Origin of the sequence: Arthrobacter sp. SIMBA_036 (genome assembly GCF_046535135.1) — a bacterium.
Lineage (GTDB): Bacteria > Actinomycetota > Actinomycetes > Actinomycetales > Micrococcaceae > Arthrobacter.
The window spans coordinates 1-240 of sequence record NZ_JAWRXG010000427.1; the positions used below are offsets into that span (position 1 = coordinate 1).

Below are 240 nucleotides of genomic sequence, written 5' to 3' on the forward strand. Positions count from 1 at the left end.
GCATGACGTTGGAGGAGCTGGCCGACGTTGCCGGCTTTTCTCGTGCACATTTCGCGGCGACGTTCAAAGCGGCAACCTCGGTGAGTGCGCACGAGTTCTTGCTGCGAATCCGAATCCAGGCAGCGATGAGGCTGCTGGCCTTCTCAGATCTCGCTCTTGTTCAGGTGGCCCTGCAGACAGGTTTCCAAAACCAGCCGCATTTCACGACCGTCTTCAGGAAGATCGTGTCGGTGACCCCTG

1 protein-coding gene is annotated in these 240 nt (G+C 58.8%); it reads left to right on the top strand.

What is annotated here, in order from left to right:
* Window positions 1-240 (top strand): helix-turn-helix transcriptional regulator (locus tag SB659_RS20410; protein WP_410551752.1); only part of this gene is annotated, 240 nt, incomplete at both ends.